Origin of the sequence: Aliarcobacter trophiarum LMG 25534, assembly GCF_003355515.1 — a bacterium.
Lineage (GTDB): Bacteria > Campylobacterota > Campylobacteria > Campylobacterales > Arcobacteraceae > Aliarcobacter > Aliarcobacter trophiarum.
Window position 1 is genome coordinate 1,001,198 of record NZ_CP031367.1, and the last position, 17,693, is coordinate 1,018,890.

The window sequence follows — 17,693 nt, forward strand, 5'->3', positions numbered from 1 at the left end:
GAAAATGGCACAAATTATTTACACAAAAGTTGATGAGGCACCTGCACTTGCAACATACTCATTTTTACCAATCGTACAAGCTTTTACAAAAAGTTCTGGTATTGAAATGGTTCAAAAAGATATTTCACTAGCTGGAAGAATTATTTCGACTTTTCCTGAAAAATTAAAAGCAGAACAAAAAATTGGTGATGCTTTAAGTGAATTAGGAGACATGACACAAGACCCAAAAGCAAATATTATTAAGCTACCAAATATATCTGCTTCAATTCCTCAATTAAAAGCTGCTATTGCTGAGCTTCAATCAAAAGGTTATAATGTTCCAAATTATGATGAGAGCCCAGAGACTACTGCAAAATATTCAAAAATCTTGGGTTCAGCTGTAAACCCTGTATTAAGAGAAGGAAATAGTGATAGAAGAGCCCCTGGAGCTGTTAAAAACTATGCAAAAAATAACCCTCATAAAATGGGAGAGTGGAAAAAAGATTCAAAAACAAATGTAGCGCATATGTATTCAAATGACTTTTTTGGAAATGAAGTTTCAACTACTTTGAATAATGCTGATAACTTTAAAGTTACATTTATAGGTAAAGATGGGAAAGAGGCTGTTTTAAAAGAGAGCTTAAAACTTGAAAATGGTGAAGTTGTAGATGCTACAAAAATGAGTGCAAAAGCTCTTCAAGAGTTCTATCAAAAAGGAATAGATGAAGCGAAGAAAGCTGATGTTCTATTATCTTTACACCTAAAAGCAACAATGATGAAAGTATCAGATCCTATTATGTTTGGATTTGCTGTAAAAGTATATTTTAAAGATTTAATAGCAAAACATGGAACAACTTTTGATAAATTAGGAGTAAATTTCAACAATGGATTAGGAGATTTATACTCTAAACTAGACCAAGTTGATGATGCAAAAAGAGCTGAAATTTTAGCTGATATTGATGCTGTTTATGCAAAACAACCAAGACTTGCAATGGTAAACTCTGCAAAAGGTATCACAAATTTACATGTACCTTCTGATGTTATTATAGATGCTTCAATGCCTGCTATGATTAGAGGTGGTGGAAAAATGTGGAATATAGAGGATAAAGAAGAAGATACTTTAGCAATGATTCCAGATAGATGTTATGCTACAACATATCAAATTATTATTGATGATTGTAAAAAACATGGAGCTTTGGATCCAAAAACGATGGGAACAGTTCCAAATGTTGGTTTAATGGCAAAAAAAGCTGAAGAGTATGGAAGCCACGATAAAACTTTCCAAGCTATAGGTGATGGAAAAATTGTTGTTACAAATAGTGCAGGAGAGTCTGTATTTAGTCTTGATGTTGATAAAGATGATATCTTTAGAATGTGTCAAACTAAAGATGAACCAATTAAAGATTGGGTAAAACTAGCTGTTAATAGAGCAAAATTATCAAATACTCCTGCAGTATTCTGGTTAGATAAAAATAGAGGCCATGATGCACAAATGATAGCTAAGGTTGAGAAATATTTAAAAGATTTTGATTTAACAGGTCTTGAAATATCTATAAAATCTCCAGATGATGCAATGCAATATTCACTTGATAGAATGAGAAAAGGTCTTGATACTATTAGTGTTACTGGAAATGTATTTAGAGATTACAATACTGACCTATTCCCAATTTTAGAGCTAGGAACATCTGCAAAAATGCTTTCTATTGTTCCATTAATGCAAGGTGGAGGGTTATTTGAAACAGGAGCTGGTGGTTCTGCACCAAAACATGTTCAACAACTTCAAGAAGAGAACTACTTAAGATGGGATAGTTTAGGTGAATTTATGGCACTTGCTGCTTCATTTGACCACTTATCAAATACTCAAAATAATAAAAAAGCTGCTGTTTTATCTAAAACTTTAGATAAAGCAACAGGAACATTTTTAATAAATGATAAATCTCCAGCTAGAAAAATTGGAAGTATAGATAATAGAGGAAGCCATTTCTATCTTGCAATGTACTGGGCAGATGAGTTAGCATCTCAAAATGATGATGCTGAGCTTAAAGCTGAGTTTGCACCAATTGCAAAAGCTTTAAATGAAAATGAAGCACAAATTTTAAAAGAACTTACAGAAGTTCAAGGAAAGAGCGCAAATACTGGTGGATATTATTTATTTGATGATGAATTAACTTCAAAAGTTATGAGACCATCTACTACACTAAATAAAATAATTGGTTAATTTTAAGAGTATGAGAAGATAAATCTTCTCATACTTTTCACTCTTCAAAAATTCTCTAATCAATAAACAGCTATAATCCATAAAATTTTTAAAAGGTATAATATTTTGAATAATAAAACTATTGGAATAGTAGGAGTTGGAAATGTTGGCTCTAGTTTGGCTTTTAGCTTAGCTTTGAGTAGTTTATGTAATAAAATCTTATTAAAAGATATAAGAGAAGATTATACAAAAGCTATGGCTCTTGATATTTCACAAGCTTGTAAAACTACAAATAATAAAACAAAAATAAAAGCTTGTATAGAAAATAGTGAATTTAAAGATTGTGATATTGTTGTAATAACAGCAGGAGTAGCAAGAAAACCAAATATGAGTAGAGAAGAGTTGCTTTATACAAATGAAAAAATCATAAACTCAATATTTGATGACATTTTAGAAAATAATCCAAAGGCTATATTTTTAATTGTCTCAAATCCACTAGATGCAATGGTTTATGTAGCTTTAAAAAAGACAAAACTTCCTAGAAATAGAGTTTTTGGAATGGCTGGAACTTTAGATAGTGCAAGATTTAAATACTATATCGATGAAAAAATAGATTTTCCTTATGAAAAGATAGAAGCTATGGTAATAGGTGCACATTCAAATACAATGCTTCCTTTGATAAACCATGCAAAAATTGATGGTAAGAAGATAGTTGATATTTTAAAAAAAGATGATTTAGATTATATTTTAGATAGTACAAAAAATGGTGGGGCTAAAGTAGTAGAGTTATTAAAAACAGGCTCAGCTTATTTTGCACCTTCTTATTCTTGCTTTTTACTTTGTAAAGCTATTATAGAAGATAGTAAAAATATTTTTCAAGTTTCAACTTTACTTATAAAAGATTATGGTTATGAAGATATAACTCTAGGAGTACCTGCTATAATTGGTAAAAATGGTATTGAAAAGATTATAGAACTAGATTTAAGTAGCAAAGAGAAAGAAGAACTAGAAATATCTGCTAAAACTGTTGAAAATAGTATTAATATTTTCAAAATAAAAAAAAATAATTTTAAAACTTGACCAAAATCAATTTGTTTTAAACTTACATTTCCTATAATTCTCCATCTTAATTAAAAAGGGAAATAATATGAAGAAAATAGTTTTAGCAACAACACTTTTAGCAGCAACTTTTGCATTTGCAAATCCTTACGCAGCATGTGTAGCATGTCATGGTGCAAATGGAGAAAAAGTAGCTTTAGGTAAATCTAAAATTATCAAAGATCTAACAAAAGCTGAATTTGTAGCTGCTTTAAAAGGTTATCAAGATGGAACTTATGGTGGTCCTATGAAAGGTATGATGACAGGTCAAGTAAAAGGTATGTCAGAAGCTACAATGCAAGAACTTGCAGATAAAATAGTAAAATAAATAGTCACTTTTAAGATAGTTAGGAACTCCTAGCTATCTTAAGCTATTTCTTTTTATATCTTCTAAAATCTTTATAAGTTCCTGTTTTTCGTCAAGTAATTTTTTAATCAAAATATCTTTTTCATCTTTAAATAAATCTATATTTTTTTGTTCCAAAACTTTACCAAGGTATATTTTAAATAGATTTTTATCCTTTAAATACTCTATTTTTCTGCACTCTACAATAATTTGTGGTTTATCTTCACCAAAAGTATTAACAAAAACTATTTTATCAATACTTTTTATATCATAATATATGTTATCTTCTATTATTTTTGGTTCTAAAAACTCTTTTTTCCAATATTTACTAGCCTCTTTTTCTATAACTTTTATATTTTTTAACAATATATTTTCAAACAACTCTTTACTTATTGATAATTTATACATATATTTTTTCCTAAAGTTTAAATGAAATTACTTTCAATGATAAAATGGTACAATCCTTTAAAAATTCCAAAGGATAATTATGTTAAATATTTTTAGATATTTTGCTACTATTTTAGCAATATCTCTTTTATTTACTGCTTGTAGTCAAAAAAAGCCAATAGAAAAACCAACAATTTTTGAAGAAAAACAAGATATTATTGAAAAACTATCAAAAAAAGTAGATGATACCTCTATTTACATAGAGAAAGATGCCTATTTTAATAATTATTTTAAACCTTGGAAACAAGAAAGATTATCTTACAAAGAACTAGAAGCAAAATGGGGATTTTCATATAGATATAAAAAAGTATATCTTGAAAATCACCAATTGGCTACAACAGAGTGGTTTGATAAAAAGATTGATAATGCAAATTTTGAAAACTATAACAAAGAGCCTAAAAAAGCAATAACTTTAAAAAATACAAATGTAAGAGTATTACCGACAAATTCTCCAATGTTTTATAATCCTAGTTTGCCAGGAGAGGGTTTTCCTTTTGATTATAATCAAAATTCACTCCTTAAAATCAATACTCCATTATTGGTTTCTCATCTATCAAAAGATAGAGCTTGGGCATTTGTTGAGTCCCATTTTGTAGGTGGTTGGGTTGAGATAAATAGTATAGCCTTTGTAGATGATGATTTTATAAAAGAGTTTACATCAAATGATTATTTTATAGCTACAAAAGAGAAATTTGCTATTTATGACCCTATTTTTAGAGAGTATATAAAAGTTGGTACAATTTTTCCAAAAAAAGATGAAAGCTATATTGTTGCAAAGAAAGATGATAGTTTAAATGCAAAAATAGCATATATTAATATAGAAGATATGTATGTAGAGCAAATGCCTTTGGCTTATACTTACGAAAATCGTACTAAAATTTTAAAAGAGTTTATAGATGAACCATATGGTTGGGCTGGGCTTTTAAACAATAGAGATTGCTCTAGCTTTACACAAGATTATTTTAGTGTTTTTGGAAAATATCTTCATAGAAACTCTAAAGCACAAACAACGAATGGAAAGTATTATGATATTTCTCAACTAAATTTGGATGAGAAAAAAGAGTTTATAAGAAAAAATGGTGTCCCTTTCTCAACTTTAGTATATTTAAAAGGGCATATAATGCTATACATGGGTATAGAAAATAATGAACCTTTGGTTGTTCATAATGTTTGGAGTGTAAAATTAAAAGATAAAGACAATAAAGAGTTTAGATATATAATAGGGAAAACTGCTATTACCACACTTGAACCAGCAAAGGAGCAAGAGGGGTTTACACAAGATAGTAATATATTAAATAAAGTTTTGGGAATAACAATTTTATAGCTTATTTATTCTCAAGTCTAATTAGTGGATTAAATAAAAGAGAGTCTAAGACCTGATTTTTAAACTTCATATCTTCTAATTGTTTGCTTAAAAAAGTGTTCTCTTCATTTAGTGAAATATAATGCGAGTATAATCTATTTACATCTTTACTTGTATAATAAATATTATTACTCACATATATTTTTGGTATATACATAACAAGTGCTAAAAATAGCATAATAATGACAAATCTTAATGAATTTTTTTGGTTTAATTTAAACAAATCTAAATACCCTTAACTTTGCACTTCTGCTTCTTGGATTTTGTTTTATCTCAAAAGAAGTTGCTATTATAGGCTTTTTTGTAATAATTTTACCTAAAGAGTGACTGTTTCCACACTCACATCTAAAAGCTTCTTTTGGACAAATACAACTTTCACTCCATTTTTTAAAATAATTTTTTACAACTCTATCTTCTAAAGAGTGAAAAGATATTATTGCAACAATACAATCTTTTGGTTTTATTTCTTCAATAGATTTGAATAATCTATCTAAAACACCTAATTCATCATTTACTTCAATTCTAATTGCTTGAAAAATTAAAGTAGCTGGGTGAATTTTTCCTTTAGGAAGTTTATTATAAAAAAACTCTGCAAGCTCTTTTGCACTATAAAATGGTCTATTTTGAACGATTAAAGAGGCAATTCTTTTATACTCTCTTATCTCTCCATACTCTTTAAAAATATGTTCAAGTTCCAGCTGAGAATAAGAATTTATAACAGTTGCAGCATCTAAACTTTGATTTTGATCCATTCTCATATCTAGATTTTGTGAATTAAAACTAAAACCTCTATCAAGTTTATCAAGTTGTAAAGATGATACTCCAATATCTGCTAAAATTCCCCTTATATCATAACTTTTGTATGTAGTTATAACACTATCAAAATTTCCTTTATTAAACTTGACTCTACTTTCAAACTCGTTTAATCTTTTTTTACTAAATTCTAAAGCCTCATCATCTTGATCGTTGCAAATTAACTTTACTTCACTATTTTGCTCCAATAAGCCACTACTATGTCCTGCATATCCAGTAGTACAATCTATAATGTATCCACCTTTTATATCTTTAAAACTATTTAAAACTTCATAATATAAAACAGGAATATGTGGTATATCTTGCAAATTAAACCTTTTATTAAAATTCCTATATAATATCAAAATTTTATTTAAGGCTTAAAATGTTAAATCAAGATACAGTAAAACTACTATCAGAACTATCACTATCAATGTTTACAAAAAATTTCTTTGGTATCTTTCAAGGTGCTATTTCTGCTAAGCTAGATCATGAACACTTTATGATAAATGCAAAAGATGCAGTTTTTGATAATTTAGATGAAAAGTCTTTTTGTACTTTAAATATGAACAAACCAGACTATAGATGGAATATAGCAAGTAAAGATGCATATACTCATTCAGCTATATATACAAATATTCATGAAGCAAAATATATTGCATTTGGAATGCCAATTTATACAACAGCATATACTCTAGGTCATGATAATATAATTTTTGAAGATTATTTTGGGAAAACGTTTTTTGGAGAAGTTCCAATATATAATCCTGGAGATTTATCAACATGGAAAGCAAGAAGTGCTTTGGAAATTACAAAATCTATAAAAAATACAGAACATAATCTACTTGTAATTAAAGGGATTGGTACATATATTTATGATAGAGATATTCATGAACTTGTTAAAAAAATAGCAATTTTGGAAAACTCTTGTAGGCTTTTAAGTATCAAAAGTACCTTTAGATGACTTTTTTACAAAATTTGCCAGAAAATAGTAAAAATTTTAGGAAACTTAAAGTTTAAGTATAATAAAGTTTTCACAATTTATTTTATACGAGGAGTTATCCATGAACAAAGCTGAATTTATTGATGCAGTTGCTGCAAAAGCAGGTTTATCAAAAAAAGATGCAAAAGGTGCAGTTGATGCAGTATTAGAAACTATTACAGAGGCTTTAGTAAAAAAAGATTCTGTTAGTTTTATAGGGTTTGGTACGTTCCAAACAGCTGCTAGAGCTGCTAGAGAGGCTAGAGTTCCAGGAACTGACAAAACTGTAAAAGTTCCTGCTACAACAGTTGCTAAATTTAAAGTTGGAAAAGCTTTAAAAGAGGCTGTTGCTAAATAAGTTTTAAAACTTATTAAAAGAGTTTATCCTTAATTTGGATAAACTCTTTTTTATTTCTATCTATATTTCACAATTTAAATAACATTAACTTGTCTTTAATATAAGGTAATTTTAGATTAATACTCTATATTTATAAACTATATGGCTCTGTGGCGGAATTGGTAGACGCGTGCGATTCAAAATCGTATTCCACTGGAGTATCGGTTCGATTCCGATCAGGGCTACCACTTTAGATTATTACTAATTTATATATTTTTTAAACTCATTTGAGAAATTTTCTAGTTCACTATTTATTTCATCTTTACTTATTCCATTTTGTAATGCACCTTTTTTTACACTACCTTGAAAAAGTTTAGATATTTTTCCATTTTCAAAAACCTCATAGACAAAATACTCATTTTGTGAATTGTTGTTTAAATCTAAACTACTTGTAAATAAACCATTTGAATCGTTTATTAAAGAGATTGTTGAATCCTTAAACAGTTTTTCAAGCTCACCATTTACTGCTATTTGTTTTATAAGCCAAGGAGTATTTGATATATTTGCTATTAAAACTAAATCTTTATCTATATTCTTTTTATAAAGTTCACTGAAAACTGCTAAACTATCATGATTTAAAACTATCAAATATAGTGGGAATTTCTTAAAAAACTCATCTTTTTTTGTATAGCTATTTTGATTAACAACATCAAAAAAACTAGGAAGATTTGTAAAATTCAGCTCCTTTTGAACTTTATCCTCTTTTATACTTCTTGGTATAGTAAAATATATTAAAAAGCCAAAACAAACAACAAAGAATATAACCATTTTAAAAAATTTTTTCATAAGCTTTTCCCCTCTTTTCTTGCCCATCTTTTAAATAACCTAAAATTTAAAACATCTTTTTCTATCTCAGAACCATTTATTATAAATTCAGATAAAACTTTAGCCAAATATGGAGCCAAAACAAAACCTCTTCCACCAACACCATTTAATGTATATAAATTTTTATACAAAATTAACTGTTCATCTTTTATAAAAGCTCCTTTTTTAATATGTGGATATACTTCAAAACTCTTTTTACTATTTATTAATGCTCCAACCATTGGAAAATAATCAACACTTGAAGCTCTAGCACCTATTTTTACATTAATTAGCTCTATCTCTTTAAGTGTTAAAATATCATTTGCTCTTTCTAAAAGTTTTTTTGTATCATTTTGTATTATCTCTAAAGTTTTTTCATTGTGCTTTATATAATTTATATCTTTTAACTCTAAATTAAAAGAACTATCACTCATATCATCTTCAAATCTATTATGTGTTGCTCCTATTGAGATTTTATATTTTCCATTTTCTTCTATACTTTTTGAAATTGAACACTCTTTATGATAATTATTAAATATCTCTGTAGAGCTTAAAATATCTATCTTTTGTCCCCAAACAGCTCTTAATTTGAAATATTCCTCATTTATTAAAGAGAGATTTGCACCTGTACACAAAAAAAGCTTTCTAGCTTTTATTTCATCATTTAAAATCCAACTATTTTCACTCTCTTTTATAGATTTAACATCATAATTAAATAGCTTTTCAATATCAAAGCTAAGCTCTTTGCAGATATCTTCTGGCTTAATTGTACTTCCAACAGTAAAATAGTATCCGCCCTCTTTCTCTTCAAAAGGGAAGCTCATATAAGGTATGTAACTTTCAAATTTCTCTTTATCTATTTTATTCTTTGGAATTCGTATTGTTCCTGCTTGTACAAAGGATTTTGGAAAATTATTATTATAAAAACTTGTTGAAAATTTTAAAGCTTTATTTACTAAATCTTTAAAACTATTATCTATACCCAAAAGTGGAGATAAAAAAGCACCAGCTGCACCACTAGCTCCCAAACAAACATCACTATTTTTATCTATTAATAAAACACTATTTGAATGTTTTTTTAAAAAATATGCCAAAGAACAGCCAACTATACCACTTCCAATAATTATATAATCAAATTTTTTCATAAGAAAGAGTATATCAAAAAAAATCAAAGTATATTTTAAATTTAAGTAGCTAAAATACAAGATTATTTATAAAAGGTAGTTTATGAAAATTTTAGTAACAGATGATTCTAAAATGGCTAGGAAAATGGTGATAAAAACGCTTCAAGATGCAATAAATAATATAAATTATGAAGTTTTAGAAGCTCAAAATGGAGAAGAGAGTTTAAATTTATATAAAGAGCATAAGCCAAATATTGTTTTTATGGATCTAACAATGCCTGTAATGGATGGTTTTGAAGCATTAAAAAGGATAAAAGAGTTTGATAATAGTGCCAAAGTTATTGTAATTTCTGCTGATATTCAAAAACAGGCTATGGATAGAGTAAGAGAGCTTGGAGCTTTAAACTTTGTAAAAAAACCTATTGATTTAAAAAAAATGCAACAAATTCTAGTTAATTTAATCTCTTAAAGGATACAAAATGTGCAATATAGAACTAACAGAAGATGAAAAAGATTGCCTTCAAGAGTTAATGAATGTAGCTTATGGAAGTGCTACTGCTGCTATTACTGAAATATTCGATGCTTTTGCAAAACTTAGTATTCCAACTATTAAAATAATAGATGCTTTGTATTTAAAAGATTATTTATCACATGAGTTAAATTTTAAAGAGGAACACTTTGTAGCATCTCAACAGATAAATGGACCTTTAAATGGTGAAAATATGTTTATTATAAACAAAAAATCTGCTGCTAATATGTCTATTAAATTTGGATTTAGCGATGATGAGATTTCAAATGAGGATATTTGTGATATTACTTTAGAAATTACAAATATCTTATCATCTTCAACCATTAGTAAATTAGCAGAAGATATAAAAACAAATGTATCTTTTTCTGCACCTACAATTAAAACTATAAGCTCAATAAATCAATTAAATAATCTATTTATAAGCAACTACAAAAAAGTCATTATAATCTCTACAAAACTAGAGTTTGATGACTTAAATATTCATGCTGAGCTATTTATTTTAACAACAGATAACTCTATTTTGTTTATAAAAGAGAAATTAAACAAAATACTGGATGAGCTATGAGTAGTAATAAAACAAAAAATAAATTTGATATTATTTGCAATACTGTAGATAATGGGATTATTGTTCTAAATAAAAACTTAGAAGTATTTTTTTGGAATAGATGGCTTGAGACTAGAACTGGTATTGAATCAAACTTGATAGTTGGAAAAAATATTTTAGATTTTTATCCAACTATAGATGAAAAAAGATTACAAAGAAAAATAGTAACAGCTCTAAAACTAAAAACTCCAACATTTTACACTCCACAAACAGATAATTTTCTGATAAATATTGAAATAAATAATATTTCAGATAGAGTATTTAATCAAATGCAACAAAGTATCACTATCACTCCCTTAGATCTTGAAGAAGATTTAGTTATTTTATATATTTATGATATAACTTTTTTGAGTGAAACAAACTATAAACTTGAGGTTGCGAAAAAGAAGTTAAGTGAAAAAAATGAGGAGTTGAGGCTTATTTTAGATGCAACAATGGAAGCTATAATTATTTTCAAAGATAATATGGTTTTTGATTGCAATAAAATAGCTATTGAACTATTTAATAAACAAACAAAAGATGAGTTAATAAATAAAAAGTATAAAGATTTATTTATTGATAAAAATTCAGATGAGAATGAACCTTTTGAAACAACAATTACAAGAGATGATGGTAGTATATTTAGTGCAATTCTAAATATAAAAAATACTCTTATCAATAATCAAATGGTAAAAATATTAACTATTATAAATATTGAAGAGATAAAAAGAAAAGAGTCTCTTCTAGCTGAGCAGACAAAATTAGCAGCTATGGGAGAGATGATTGGAAATATAGCTCATCAATGGAGACAACCTCTAAATGTTATCTCTATGCTCTCTTCAAATATGAAACTAAAAAAATCTATGGGAAAACTAGATGCAAATGAGATGAATGAAAATCTTCAACTAATTACAAAAACAACAGAGTATCTATCTTCAACTATTGATACATTCAATAACTTCTTAAAAACTGATAAAGAACAATCTTTATTCAATTTAAAAGAAAACATTGAAAATAATATTTTAATAGTAACCCCATGTTTTAAAGATTTTAATATAGAGATTTCTCTTGATTTAGAAAATGATATCTATATTTTTGGTATAGCAAACGAGTTCTCACAAGCTTTTATTAATATTTTAAACAATGCAAAAGATGCTTTAGTTCAAAATCTAGATGAAGATGAACTAAAAATTGTTAAAATATCTTCAACTATAAATCACAATAATATAGAGATACAGATAAAAGATAATGCACTAGGAATAAATAAAGATATTATAAATAAAATATTCGAGCCATACTTTACTACAAAACATCAATATCAAGGAACAGGGCTTGGACTTTATATGACTAGACAAATTATAACATCTAGCTTAAAAGGTGATATTAAAGTAGAAAACTCTTATCTAAACTATAAAAATCAACAATACTTTGGAGCAAAGTTTACTATCACACTTCCAACAAACCTTGATTGACTTTGACTCAAGGTTTGTGATATAATTCTAATTAAAATTTTTAATAATATAGGATTAATTAAATGGCAAAAAGTTTATATGAAACATTAGAAGTAAATGAAAATGCAACAGCTGATGAGATTAAAAAAGCTTATAGAAAATTAGCAAGAAAGTATCATCCTGATGTAAATAAAGATCCAAAAGCTGAAGATAAATTTAAAGAGATAAATGCAGCTTATGAGGTTTTAAGCGATCCACAAAAAAAACAGCAATATGACCAATATGGTGACTCTATGTTTGGTGGGCAAAATTTTAGTGATTTTGCTAGAAATCAAGGAGGGGGAGTTGATTTAGATGAGATTTTAAGACAGATGTTTGGTGGTGGAGCAGCTGGTTTTAGTGGTGGGTTTGGAAGAAATAATTTTGGTGGTGGATTTGGATTTGACACTCCTGATTTAGATACAAATGCACAAGTTACAATCCCTTTTGATGTCGCTGTTTTAGGTGGAAAACAGTTTATATCTTTAAGTAATGATTCTTTTGATGTAAAAATTCCAGAAGGTATTGAGGATGGTCAAAGAATAAGAGCAAAAGGGAAAGGAAAATCATATCAAGGACAAAGAGGAGATTTAATTTTAAAGATAAATATATCTCCTAGCAATGAATATGAAAGAGAGTTTGATAATCTTACTAAATATTTTGATTTACCTCTAAAAACAGCTTTATTTGGTGGTAAAGTTGAAATTAAAACTATACACAAAGATATAACTTTAAAAGTTCCACAAGATACAAAACAAAATCAAAAATTTAGAGTAAAAGAGCTAGGAGTTTTAAATAGAAAAACAAAGACAAAAGGTGATTTATATCTTAAAGCAAATATTGTTTTACCAAAAATAGAAGAGTTAAGTCCAGAGCTTATTAAACTTCTAAAAGAAGAGTTAAAAGAGAGTTAAAGGGGTTTTATGGAAAAAAATAGCTATATAGAGCCTGTCTATTTAATATCTGTAGTTGCTGATATTTTGGGAGTTCATCCACAAACATTGAGACAATATGAGAGGGAAGGATTAATTAAACCATCAAGAACAAATGGAAAAATAAGACTTTATTCTCAAAAGGATATAAATCATATAAAGTATGTTTTAACACTAACAAAAGAGATAGGTGTAAATCTAGCTGGTGTTGATATTATTTTACAGCTAAATGAGAAGATAAATGAGCTTGAAAACATAATAGCTACTTACAAAAATAAAAATCAACATTTAGATAATCTATCTGTTGTTCCAGATAAAAAGGCATTAGTAATACAAAAAAGTTCTTTAGAGTTAGTTATAGTAAAAGAGGAAGATTAAGCTTTGGGGAGATAAACTCCCCAAAGTTAACTATTTTGGATCAGTTATAAACTCTCTATTTTTATAAATAGAGTGAATAAAAGCCAAACATATAGGAACTATTGCAAAAGTAGTAATCAGCATGGGTGGTAAATGATAAAAAATCTGTATCAACATAGATAGAGACAATAGTCCAATTGACCACATTGCACCATGTTCTAAATAAATATATTTTGAAACAACTTCTCTTTCAACCATAAAAATAGTAAGACTTCGTACTGCCATAGCACCAATTCCAAGTCCCAACATAATTATTACAACATTTTGAGTAATAGCAAATGCTCCTAAAACTCCATCTAAAGAGAAACTCATATCAATTACTTCAAGATATAAAAAAGATATAAGTCCACCACTTAGCTCTGTAACTTTTAAATCAGAATTTGTTTCAGTTTTAAGCTCAATTGCCCCTTTTAAAAGCTCTAAAAGATAAAAAGCAATAACTCCAATAATCATAGGAACTATAATTTCAAGCTTATCAACTTTTACCATATTATCACCCATTACAACCTCATTTGGTGCAATATATGTGATAGCTAAAATTAAAAACATAATAAATAGTGCTTTAATATCACCTATTTTTGATAGTTTTGTAGCAAATTTTTCTATATATTTTACCCAGTGTGTATCTTTATTTTCATCAAAAATAAATTTTAAAAATAGCATTAAAAGAAACATTCCACCAAATGACATAATTACATGATGAGAACTTTGGATAATTTTTTCATACTTATCTGGATCACTTACTGCTAAATTGAAAGAGTCAATAAAACCCATAGATGTTGAAAAATATACTATTAAAATAGGAAATACAAATCTAACTCCAAAAACAGCAATAATCATTCCCCAAATAAGGAATCTTCTTCTCCAAACAAGAGCCATTGTTGCCAAAATAGTTGCATTTACAACAGCATTATCAAAAGATAAACTAAGCTCTAAAACAGATAAAATAGTTCCTTGATAAAGAGCAAAAAAGCCACCATAAATAAAAAGTAACACAGAAGCTATAAGCCAAACAGCAAAAAAACTGTAAAAATAAGATATGAGAGGTTTTTGTTTCAATACAAACCCTTGATTTATAAATTTTTTGGGATTATATCTAAAATTAATAAATATTAGCTATTTGTGGCTATATAAAGATACATTTCTTCTAAGTTTAGTTTTTTATCTAATTTTATACTTAAATCCATAATATAAATATTATTTAAATCAAACTTCTCTAGCTTTACAAAATCTTTTTGTGTAGTAACTATTGCAAAATCTCTATATTTTTCTAAAATAGTATCTATTTCAAACTTTGTAAAAGTATGGTGGTCTTCAAAAAAAATAGTCTCTATATTTTTTGGTAAAAACTCTAAGAGCCTTTTTGGCTTTGAGATTGCAGTTAAAAGAAGTATATTTTGTGGAAGTTCTACCTTCTTTTCATCTTTTTTTATCTCTACAACTCTTTTAAAATCAAGCCCCTCTTTTAAAACTATATTTGCTTTATTATAAAAACTTTTTGGCTCTCTATATGCTCCACTTGGAATACAAAAATTATTTGTTGGTTCATCCTTTGGTTTTAGCAAAATATCAAATTTTTTTATATTGTATTTTGAAAATCCATCATCCAAAAAAACAACTTTACAGCCTAAATCTTTAGCTTTATAGATAGCTTTTACTCTATCTTCACTAACTATTACAGTTGCATTTTTTAAAGATTTAGCTAAAAGCATAGCCTCATCACCACTTATATTTATATCTTCTTTTATAACACCTTTTAAGCTAACTATAAAAAGTCCCTTCGAAGCTCTTCCATATCCTCTTAAAACTATGCAAACATCATCATAGTTTTTTGCTAACAAAATAGTAATTGGGGTTTTTCCACTTCCTCCAATTGTTAGATTTCCAATAGATATTATAGGAATACCAAAATCTATTTTTGAAGAAGTAGCTCTTTTTATAAGAACAACAAGTATATATATAAAACTAAAGGGTAAAAGTAAAAAAGAGACTATTCTTTGAAAAGGATTTGGAAAAAATAGATAATCTTCAATCCATAAAATAACTCTTTGCTTCAATATTAAATCCAATCACTTGCAATTTGAACAACTTGATCGCAAACATAATTTACCTCTTCATTTGTAAGCCCAGCATAAATAGGAAGTGATAAAATTTGTTGATAGTTATTTAGAGCATTTGGAAATGCTGTTATTTTTATAGAGTATTTATTCTTATAGTATGTTAAAAGATGAAGTGGAATATAATTTAAAGCAGTTGAAACTCCTCTCTCTTTTAAAGCTCTAGCAAAAGCATCTCTATTTCTTTGAATTTTTATAATATATTGTGTATAAATATGCTCATTATTATATGGTAAAATAGTTATATGTTTTATATTTTTTAATCTATCTTCATATAGTTTTGCTATCTCTTGTCTTCTTTTTATAAAACTATCTGTTTTTTTAAGTTGGGCTATTGCATAAGCAGCATCTAGCTCAGAAATATCAAATTTATGTCCTATATCATCAACATCATAAACATAATCTAAGTTTCCATAACTATCATAAGCAGTTGTAATTGCATGATTTCTTAAAAGCTTTGCTCTTGAAGCTAACTCTTCATTATTTGTAACTAAAACTCCTGAACGACTAATAGCATATCTAGATGGAGATGGATTTGTTGAAAATATTGTCATATCAGCAGTCAAATTTCCAACTTTCTCTCCTTTATATCTACTTCCTAAAGCTGCTCTACAATCTTCAATTATTAAGATATTATGTTTTTTTGCTATTTCATAAATCTTATCTAAGTTTGGAGCTAGGCCTCCAATAAAAGTGATAATTGCAGCTCTTAATTTTTTTGATTTATTAGCAATTATTGTCTCTTCAAACTTTTCAATATCTAAATTCATATTTTCTAAATTTATATCAACAAAAATAGGCTCTGCATCAAAGTGTCTTACAGTTTCAGGGAGATTTACAAAAGAGTTTACAGACATTAAAATCTTATCTCCTCTTTTTAACTTCATAGAACTAAGAGCCAAATGAATAGCTGCTGTTGATGTAGCAGTGGCTATAGCATATTTTGCACCAATGTAGTCGCAAATTCTCTCTTCAAACTCTAATACCTTTGATAAATCATCTTTTGACTCTAAAACAGATTTTAATTGATTTATCTCTTCGCTATCTAAAGTTGCTTTATATATTGCTATCTTTTTACTCATCTTAAACTCCATATTTTCTATATTTTGGCAATTATTGGTAATCTTCTTTTAAACTCATTTAGTTTTACTCTTTTTGAAATTTTATCTATAAAAGAGGCTTCAAAACCATGTTTTAATAACTCGTCTTTGCTCTTATTTTCATCTATCATATCTTTTAATAAAGCATCAATTTGACTATAACTATATCCCAAATCATCCTCATCGCTTTGACCTTCATAAAAATCTGCACTAGGTTTTTTTTCTATAATATTTTTTGTAACTTCTAAATACTTAGCAAAATCAAATAAGTCACTCTTATAAATATCTCCAATTGGATTTAAAGCACAAGCTAAATCTCCAAAAATAGTCCCATATCCTAAAAGCAGTTCACTCTTGTTTGAGGTTCCAATTACTAAAGAGCTTTCTCTTGCACTAATGTCATATAAAACTGACATTCTAAGCCTTGCACTAAAATTCCCAATTCGTAAATTACTACCTTGCATATTTCCCAAATAAGCACTAAGCATAGGTTCTATACTAACTATCTCATATTTTATATCAAATTTCTCACAAAGCTCTACTGCATCATCAATAGATGATTTTGAAGAAAATTGTGATGGCATTAAAACACAATTTAAATTATCACCAAAGGACTCTTTACATAAAACTGCAACAACTGCTGAATCAAGCCCACCAGAAAGTCCCAAAGTAGCTCTTTTTAATCCAGTTTTTAAAAGTTCATCTTTTAGAAACTTTATTAATTCTTGCTTAATATTTTTATAGTCATTCATACCTAAACCTTAATTTAAGATTATATATCATCTTTCTTTGTTTTTTGATAAATCTCATCTAAATAAGTAGAGTTTCCTTCTTTTTGCTCAACTTTTTTATCAATTAATCTAAAAACAATATCTTTTAACTCATCTTCATCAAAATAGTTTAGATAATTTGGATTAATATCTATCTTCTCATTTTCATCAATTTTTAGAAGAGATTTAATCTCTTCTATTAGCTCTTTTTTTATATCTACCAATT

The 17,693-nt window shown here is 27.4% G+C and carries 21 protein-coding genes and 1 tRNA gene; 12 read left to right on the forward strand and 10 right to left on the reverse strand.

The annotated features are described in order from the left end of the window. Positions 1–4 precede the first annotated feature (4 nt). The 3 genes from ATR_RS05120 (at position 5) to ATR_RS05130 (ending at position 3,602) form a co-directional block, all read left to right on the forward strand. Positions 5–2,197, forward strand: coding sequence for an NADP-dependent isocitrate dehydrogenase (locus tag ATR_RS05120; protein WP_115428403.1), 2,193 nt, complete (start codon positions 5–7; stop codon positions 2,195–2,197). A gap of 105 nt (positions 2,198–2,302) precedes the next feature. Continuing rightward, positions 2,303–3,256, forward strand: coding sequence for a malate dehydrogenase (locus tag ATR_RS05125; RefSeq protein ID WP_115428404.1), 954 nt, complete (start codon positions 2,303–2,305; stop codon positions 3,254–3,256). Between the two features lie 67 nt (positions 3,257–3,323). Continuing rightward, entirely contained in the window at positions 3,324–3,602 is a 279-nt protein-coding gene (locus ATR_RS05130; protein ID WP_115428405.1) for a c-type cytochrome, read from the forward strand. 33 nt (positions 3,603–3,635) lie between these two features. On the opposite strand, the gene ATR_RS05135 is transcribed toward ATR_RS05130, so the two are convergent. After that, the gene (locus ATR_RS05135; protein WP_115428406.1) at positions 3,636–4,028 is read right to left on the reverse strand and encodes a hypothetical protein; all 393 of its coding nucleotides are present in this window, start codon (positions 4,026–4,028) and stop codon (positions 3,636–3,638) included. Between the two features lie 79 nt (positions 4,029–4,107). On the opposite strand from ATR_RS05135, the gene ATR_RS05140 reads away from it, so the two are divergent. Further along, positions 4,108–5,391: a C40 family peptidase gene (locus ATR_RS05140; protein WP_115428407.1), complete on the forward strand. Its 1,284-nt coding sequence runs from the start codon at positions 4,108–4,110 to the stop codon at positions 5,389–5,391. A gap of 1 nt (position 5,392) precedes the next feature. Here ATR_RS05140 and ATR_RS05145 read toward each other — a convergent pair whose 3' ends face one another. Beyond that, positions 5,393–5,653, reverse strand: a complete 261-nt coding sequence (locus tag ATR_RS05145; RefSeq protein WP_115428408.1) for a hypothetical protein — start codon at positions 5,651–5,653, stop codon at positions 5,393–5,395. Continuing rightward, positions 5,646–6,551: a 16S rRNA (cytosine(1402)-N(4))-methyltransferase RsmH gene (gene rsmH, locus ATR_RS05150; protein ID WP_115428409.1), complete on the reverse strand. Its 906-nt coding sequence runs from the start codon at positions 6,549–6,551 to the stop codon at positions 5,646–5,648. Before rsmH ends, ATR_RS05145 begins: the two co-directional genes overlap by 8 nt. 56 nt (positions 6,552–6,607) lie before the next feature. Between rsmH and ATR_RS05155 the strand changes: the two genes are divergently transcribed. The 3 genes from ATR_RS05155 to ATR_RS05165 all read left to right on the forward strand — a co-directional run bounded on the left by ATR_RS05155 (position 6,608) and on the right by ATR_RS05165 (position 7,789). Continuing rightward, the gene (locus ATR_RS05155) at positions 6,608–7,186 is read left to right on the forward strand and encodes a class II aldolase and adducin N-terminal domain-containing protein (RefSeq protein WP_115428410.1); all 579 of its coding nucleotides are present in this window, start codon (positions 6,608–6,610) and stop codon (positions 7,184–7,186) included. Positions 7,187–7,286: 100 nt separating this feature from the next. Beyond that, positions 7,287–7,562, forward strand: coding sequence for an HU family DNA-binding protein (locus tag ATR_RS05160; RefSeq protein ID WP_115428411.1), 276 nt, complete (start codon positions 7,287–7,289; stop codon positions 7,560–7,562). 143 nt (positions 7,563–7,705) lie between these two features. Next, a tRNA-Leu gene (locus tag ATR_RS05165) sits at positions 7,706–7,789 on the forward strand. 13 nt (positions 7,790–7,802) lie between these two features. Here the strand turns inward: ATR_RS05165 and ATR_RS05170 are convergent. After that, positions 7,803–8,387, reverse strand: a complete 585-nt coding sequence (locus tag ATR_RS05170; RefSeq protein ID WP_115428412.1) for a hypothetical protein — start codon at positions 8,385–8,387, stop codon at positions 7,803–7,805. Beyond that, a complete protein-coding gene (locus ATR_RS05175) occupies positions 8,384–9,550 on the reverse strand; it encodes an FAD-dependent oxidoreductase (protein ID WP_115429424.1) in 1,167 nt (388 codons plus the stop codon). Before ATR_RS05175 ends, ATR_RS05170 begins: the two co-directional genes overlap by 4 nt. Before the next feature lie 82 nt (positions 9,551–9,632). On the opposite strand from ATR_RS05175, the gene ATR_RS05180 reads away from it, so the two are divergent. The 5 genes from ATR_RS05180 to ATR_RS05200 all read left to right on the forward strand — a co-directional run bounded on the left by ATR_RS05180 (position 9,633) and on the right by ATR_RS05200 (position 13,441). Continuing rightward, a complete protein-coding gene (locus ATR_RS05180; protein WP_115428413.1) occupies positions 9,633–9,998 on the forward strand; it encodes a response regulator in 366 nt (121 codons plus the stop codon). Between the two features lie 10 nt (positions 9,999–10,008). Further along, positions 10,009–10,623 (forward strand): chemotaxis protein CheC, encoded by a 615-nt coding sequence (locus ATR_RS05185; protein ID WP_115428414.1) that lies wholly within the window; start codon positions 10,009–10,011, stop codon positions 10,621–10,623. Further along, positions 10,620–12,113: a PAS domain-containing sensor histidine kinase gene (locus ATR_RS05190; protein ID WP_115428415.1), complete on the forward strand. Its 1,494-nt coding sequence runs from the start codon at positions 10,620–10,622 to the stop codon at positions 12,111–12,113. The genes ATR_RS05185 and ATR_RS05190 overlap by 4 nt, the downstream gene beginning before the upstream one ends. A gap of 62 nt (positions 12,114–12,175) precedes the next feature. Beyond that, positions 12,176–13,045, forward strand: a complete 870-nt coding sequence (locus ATR_RS05195) for a DnaJ C-terminal domain-containing protein (protein WP_115428416.1) — start codon at positions 12,176–12,178, stop codon at positions 13,043–13,045. A gap of 9 nt (positions 13,046–13,054) precedes the next feature. Then, the gene (locus ATR_RS05200; protein WP_115428417.1) at positions 13,055–13,441 is read left to right on the forward strand and encodes a heat shock protein transcriptional repressor HspR; all 387 of its coding nucleotides are present in this window, start codon (positions 13,055–13,057) and stop codon (positions 13,439–13,441) included. A 30-nt stretch (positions 13,442–13,471) separates the two neighbouring features. Here the strand turns inward: ATR_RS05200 and ATR_RS05205 are convergent, their stop codons facing one another. Genes ATR_RS05205 through ATR_RS05225 form a run of 5 tightly spaced genes read right to left on the reverse strand, consistent with a single transcriptional unit; the run spans position 13,472 to position 17,691 of the window. Then, entirely contained in the window at positions 13,472–14,539 is a 1,068-nt protein-coding gene (locus ATR_RS05205; protein WP_115428418.1) for a DUF475 domain-containing protein, read from the reverse strand. 53 nt (positions 14,540–14,592) lie between these two features. Beyond that, complete coding sequence (locus ATR_RS05210) at positions 14,593–15,537, reverse strand: tetraacyldisaccharide 4'-kinase (protein ID WP_115428419.1); 945 nt, start codon at positions 15,535–15,537, stop codon at positions 14,593–14,595. A gap of 2 nt (positions 15,538–15,539) precedes the next feature. Further along, entirely contained in the window at positions 15,540–16,679 is a 1,140-nt protein-coding gene (locus ATR_RS05215; RefSeq protein WP_115428420.1) for a DegT/DnrJ/EryC1/StrS family aminotransferase, read from the reverse strand. 17 nt (positions 16,680–16,696) lie between these two features. Further along, positions 16,697–17,449, reverse strand: a complete 753-nt coding sequence (locus tag ATR_RS05220) for an NAD+ synthase (RefSeq protein ID WP_115428421.1) — start codon at positions 17,447–17,449, stop codon at positions 16,697–16,699. A 20-nt stretch (positions 17,450–17,469) separates the two neighbouring features. Further along, complete coding sequence (locus tag ATR_RS05225) at positions 17,470–17,691, reverse strand: hypothetical protein (RefSeq protein WP_170126882.1); 222 nt, start codon at positions 17,689–17,691, stop codon at positions 17,470–17,472. Positions 17,692–17,693 lie beyond the last annotated feature (2 nt).